The sequence below is a fragment of the Aeromicrobium sp. genome (assembly GCF_036676885.1).
Taxonomy (GTDB): Bacteria; Actinomycetota; Actinomycetes; order Propionibacteriales; family Nocardioidaceae; genus Aeromicrobium.
The window spans coordinates 1-5,203 of the sequence record NZ_JAKFCB010000214.1 but is presented as its reverse complement, the minus strand read 5'-3'; the positions used below and the strand labels follow the sequence as shown (position 1 = coordinate 5,203).

Genomic DNA, 5,203 nt, shown 5'->3' with positions numbered 1-5,203 from the left:
CGCGAAGGCCACGATGCACGTCGCCGTCGCCGGCACGGGCGTCTTCATGTCGGACGGCTCGACCAACGTGCTCCCGGTCGGCGCGACCGCCGAGGTCCGGGCCGCCTGGGCCCTCCATGCCCGCCTGGTCCGGCGCTCGTTGGAGCGCGGGATCTACCAGGGCTGGGACCTCCACCCGGCGCAGCTCGTCACGCGCCACGCCGCGGTGTTCGCGTTCATGGACGAGGGCCTGCCGGCGGCGATCCGGCGGCTGTCGACCTATCTCGCGGGCGCGTCGTCAGGGGTGATGGACGAGCCGGCGACCGCGAGGGCGCTGGCGCAGTTCATCCTGCGAGCAGTGGACTGCGGTGCCGCGACACCCGAGTCCCTCGCCGACGCCGGCGCCCCCGATCCGGCAACCCTCGCTCGGCTCGCGAAGCGCCCCGCCGGCCCGGATGCGTCGTAGGCTCGGGCCATGACGCGAACCGGAAGGCGCTGAGGTCATGTCGCGAGTCACCACGCATGTGCTCGATGCGACGCTGGGCCGGCCCGGCGACGGCATCCCGGTCACGCTGGAGCAGATCGACGCCGGGGCGACGTACGTCGCTCATGCCACGACCGACGCGGACGGCCGGGTCCGCGAGCTCACGCCCGATCTGCCGGGCGCCGGCACGTACCGCCTGACGTTCGACCCGACGGAGTACTTCGCCCGGACCGGCCAGACGAGCTTCTACCCCTCGATCAGCGTGACGTTCACCGTGGTCGACGGCGAATGGCCCTACCACGTGCCACTGCTCCTGAGCCCGTTCGCGTACTCGACGTATCGAGGAGTCTGACGCCGCATGGCCATCACGCTTGGACCCAACCAGTACGGCAAGGCCGAGTCCCGTGTCGTCCGCGTCTTCCGCGACACCGCCCGCCACGAGATCCGCGACCTCAACGTCTCGACCGCCCTGCGCGGTGACTTCGAGGACGCCCATGTCACCGGCGACCAGTCAGCGGTCCTGCCCACCGACACCCAGAAGAACACCGCGTTCGCGTTCGCCAAGCAGAAGCCGCTCACCTCGATCGAGGAGTACGCGCTGACGCTCGGCAAGCACCTCGTCCACCAGACGCCGCAGGCGACCGGCGCACGCATCACGGTCGAGGAGTACCACTGGGAGCGCATCCCGGTGGGCGGCACGGGTCACGACCACTCGTTCGTGCGCGGTGGGCAGGGCATCCGCAACACGATCGTCACGGTCGAGGGCCGCGGGGCGGATCAGCGTACGCACGTCATCTCGGGCATCGGCGACCTGGTCGTGGCCAAGACCACCGGCTCGGAGTTCCGGGGGTTCCTCAAGGACGAGTACACGACGCTCCAGGAGGCCGACGACCGCATCCTCGCCACGTCGCTCGTGGCCAGATGGCGCTACGCGCACCAGGACGTGGACTGGGACGCCGCACACGCGTCGATCAAGGCGATCCTGCTCGAGCAGTTCGCCACGATCCACAGCCTCGCGCTCCAGCAGACGCTCTACGGCATGGGCAAGGCCGTCCTCGAACAGCATCCGGAGGTCGCCGAGATCAAGTTCTCGGCGCCCAACAAGCACCACTTCCTCGTCGACCTGTCGCCGTTCGGGACGGACAATCCCGGCGAGGTCTTCTTCGCGGCGGACCGGCCGTACGGTCTCATCGAGGCCAGCGTGGTCCGCGACGATGCTCCCCCGCCCGGCGACGCCTGGACGGCCGTTCCGGGGTTCTGCTGATCACCGCGATGACCTACGACCTCGTCGTCCGGGCCGCGACAGCCGTCACGCCGGACGGCGCCGGCCCGAGGGCCATCGGGGTCCGCGACGGCGTGATCACGGCGGTGGAGGACCTCGACTCGGCGATCGCCGAGGACGCACGACTCGTGGTCGACCTGCAGGACGACGAGGTGCTGATGCCGGGCCTCGTCGACACGCATGTCCACATCAACGATCCGGGGCGCAGCGACTGGGAAGGGTTCAGCAGCGCGACGCGCGCCGCCGCGGCCGGCGGCATCACGACCCTGGTCGACATGCCGCTCAACAGCATCCCGCCCACCTGCGACGTCGCGGCGCTCCACCTCAAGCAGCAGACCGCCCGGCCGCAGGTACACGTCGACGTCGGGTTCTGGGGCGGCGCCGTCCCGGCCAACCTCGGGACACTGCGCGAGCTGCACGAAGCGGGCGTCCTGGGGTTCAAGTGCTTCCTGCTCCACTCGGGTGTCGACGAGTTCCCCCACCTCGACGCCGATCAGCTGGGCGCAGCGATGGACGAGATCGCCGGGTTCGACGGCCTCCTGATCGTGCATGCCGAGGACGCCGAGACGATCGACCACGCCCCTCCCGCCCGCGGCGCCGGCTACCGGACATTCCTCGCCTCGCGACCCCGAGAGGCCGAGAACCTCGCGATCGCGCAGGTCATCGACGAGGCCCGGCGGTCCGGCGCTCGTACGCACATCCTTCATCTGTCGAGCTCCGACGCGATCCCGATGATCCGGTCGGCCAGGCGTGACGGCGTACGCCTCTCGGCCGAGACCTGCCCGCACTACCTCGTCCTGACCGCCGAGGACGTCCCCGACGGCGCCACGCAGTTCAAGTGCTGCCCACCGATTCGCGAGGCCGACAACCGCGACCGGCTCTGGGCGGCCCTCGGCGCCGGCGACATCGACTTCATCGTCTCGGACCACTCACCTTCGACGCCGGAGCTGAAACGACCGGACACCGGCGACTTCGGGCTCGCATGGGGCGGGATCTCCTCCCTCCAGCTCGGCCTCTCCCTGGTGTGGACCGAGGCGCACCGCCGGGGGCACGACCTCGCGGACGTCGCGCGGTGGATGGCGCAGGCCCCGGCCGATCGCGCGGGGCTTCGTACGAAGGGACGACTCGCCACGGGCGCTGACGCGGACTTCTCGTTCTTCGCCCCTCACGACGTCTTCACGGTCGACGCCGCGCAGCTGCTGCACCGCAACGCGGTCTCCCCCTACGACGGCCGCCGGCTCTCCGGGACGGTCCGGCAGACCTGGCTGCGGGGAACCCCGATCTTCGGCCCCCGGGCGACAGACACCCGAGCACGCGGACACCTACTGAGCAGAGGACACGCATGACCGACTTTCGTGATCATCCCGATCTGGCGTCCCGCCAGCTGGCCGGCAGCGTGGTCTGGGCCAGTGACGAGCTGTTCGCCCAGCGCGAGAACCTGATCAAGCCCGAGCCGTCGACGTTCTCGGCCGAGGAGTTCGGCCACAAGGGCAAGGTCTACGACGGGTGGGAGACCCGGCGTCGTCGCGACGGCGGCGAGCACGACCAGGCGATCGTCAGGCTCGGCGCGCCCGGCGTGATCCACGGGGTCGTGGTTGACACCGCGTGGTTCACGGGCAACTATCCGCCGCACATCTCGATCGAGGCGGTCGAGATCGACGACCACGTCGGCCCCGAGGAGCTCCTCGCCGCGTCCTGGACGACGCTCGTCGACAAGAGCCCTGCGCAGGGCGACACCGAGAACCTCTACCCCGTCGCCGACCCCCACCGCTACACGCACGTACGGCTCACGATCTATCCAGACGGTGGTGTCGCCCGACTTCGCGTCCACGGCGAGGTGGTGCCTGATCCTCGCCTGCTCAGCGGAACGATCGACCTCGCGGCGCTGGAGAACGGCGGGGTCGTGGTCGACTGCTCCAACCGCTTCTACTCCCCTCCGCACCACGTGCTGCTGCCCGGTCGGGCACGCAGCATGGGTGAGGGCTGGGAGAACGCCCGGCGACGCGACGACGGGAACGATCACCTCACGGTCGCTCTGGCCGGCCGGGGCGCCGTACGCCGGGTCGAGATCGACACGTCGTACTTCGTGGGCAACGCGCCCGGCGAGGTCCGGCTCGTCGGCATCAAGGGGCGTGAGGATCTCGACGATCCCTCCACCTGGATCCCGCTCGTCGCGCGACGCCGGGCCCTGCCCGACACCCGCCACGTGCTGGTGGTCGACGCGTCCGACCCCGTGGAGCTCGTCCGGCTGGACGTGTACCCGGATGGGGGGATCTCGCGCCTCCGGGTGTGGGGCGAGATCGAGTCCGAGACGTACCAGCGGCTTCTGGACGAGTTCAACGCCGAGCGCTGACCCACCCCCGCTCACCAAGCGAGGAAGGCTATCGTTCAGTCAACCAAGCATTTGCTGGGTCACCGGGTACGACGTGACACGACGCAGGAACGAGGTCGCATGGGCATCAATCAGCGCTCCCAGGTCGTGATGACCGACGAGGAGATCGAGGCCTTCGTGCCATCGAGGCGCACCGCGACCCTGGTGACGCTCGGGCGTACCGGCCATCCTCATGCGGTGGCGATGTGGTTCGCCGTCATCGACGGGGTCATCTGGTTCGAGACCAAGGCCAAGGCGCAGAAGACCGTCAACATCCGGCGGGACCCCCGAGCGACCGTGCTCCTCGAGGACGGCCTCACGTACGACTCCCTGCGCGGCGTCTCCCTCGAAGGACGATGCGCCATCGTCGATGACCCCGATGCGCTGTGGGCGGTCGGCGTCAACGTGTGGGAGCGCTACAACGGCCCGTACACCGACGAGGTCGAGCCGCTCGTCGAGCTCATGCTGCACAACCGCGTCGCAGTGCGTTTCGACGTCGAACGCACCCGCTCGTGGGATCACCGCAAGCTCGGCCTCGACCCGATCCCGCTCGGCGGCACCACCGCACCCGTCGCTTCAGAGGGCCGCTGACATGGGCCGCTTGTCCCTGCCGGACGCGAAACCCCCCGGGCTCGACTCCCCCGTCACGGCCAAGCTGATCAAGGTCCTGTCCAAGGCCCAGGTGCGCGTGTTCCAGCTGACCAACGGCCGGATCGGGTCCAAGTGGCGCGTCGGCGCCGGGTTCAGGAAACCCGTGCCCACCCTGTTGCTGGAGCACGTGGGCCGGAAGTCCGGCAAGCGGTTCACCGCCCCACTCCTCTACCTCGAGAACGGCCCCGACCTGGTCATCGTCGCCTCCCAGGGCGGGCTGCCGAAGAACCCGCAGTGGTACGCCAACCTGGTCGCGAATCCGCAGACGCAGGTGCACCTCCGCAAGGAACGAGGTCGCCGGGTACGCGCCAGGGTCGCCCGCGAGGACGAGCGGGCGGAGCTGTGGCCCCGGCTCGTCGAGCTGTACGCGGACTTCGCGAAGTACGCGGCGTGGGCCGACCGCAAGATCCCGGTCGTCATCCTCGAGCCGCGCTAG

7 protein-coding genes are annotated in these 5,203 nt (G+C 69.9%); all 7 read left to right on the top strand.

Annotated features, from left to right (window positions below; genetic code table 11):
- Positions 1 to 445 (top strand): DUF6986 family protein (locus V6M46_RS09840; RefSeq protein WP_442880494.1); only part of this gene is annotated, 445 nt, incomplete at its 5' end.
- A 37-nt stretch (positions 446 to 482) separates the two neighbouring features.
- Entirely contained in the window at positions 483 to 815 is a 333-nt protein-coding gene (gene uraH / locus V6M46_RS09835) for a hydroxyisourate hydrolase (RefSeq protein WP_332664326.1), read from the top strand.
- A 6-nt stretch (positions 816 to 821) separates the two neighbouring features.
- Complete coding sequence (pucL, locus tag V6M46_RS09830) at positions 822 to 1,727, top strand: factor-independent urate hydroxylase (protein ID WP_332664324.1); 906 nt, start codon at positions 822 to 824, stop codon at positions 1,725 to 1,727.
- 8 nt (positions 1,728 to 1,735) lie between these two features.
- The gene (gene allB / locus V6M46_RS09825) at positions 1,736 to 3,091 is read left to right on the top strand and encodes an allantoinase AllB (protein ID WP_332664322.1); all 1,356 of its coding nucleotides are present in this window, start codon (positions 1,736 to 1,738) and stop codon (positions 3,089 to 3,091) included.
- The gene (gene alc, locus V6M46_RS09820) at positions 3,088 to 4,098 is read left to right on the top strand and encodes an allantoicase (RefSeq protein ID WP_332664319.1); all 1,011 of its coding nucleotides are present in this window, start codon (positions 3,088 to 3,090) and stop codon (positions 4,096 to 4,098) included. The genes allB and alc overlap by 4 nt, the downstream gene beginning before the upstream one ends.
- 99 nt (positions 4,099 to 4,197) lie before the next feature.
- Positions 4,198 to 4,707, top strand: a complete 510-nt coding sequence (locus V6M46_RS09815; protein WP_332664317.1) for a pyridoxamine 5'-phosphate oxidase family protein — start codon at positions 4,198 to 4,200, stop codon at positions 4,705 to 4,707.
- Between the two features lies 1 nt (position 4,708).
- Positions 4,709 to 5,203, top strand: a complete 495-nt coding sequence (locus V6M46_RS09810; protein ID WP_332664315.1) for a nitroreductase/quinone reductase family protein — start codon at positions 4,709 to 4,711, stop codon at positions 5,201 to 5,203.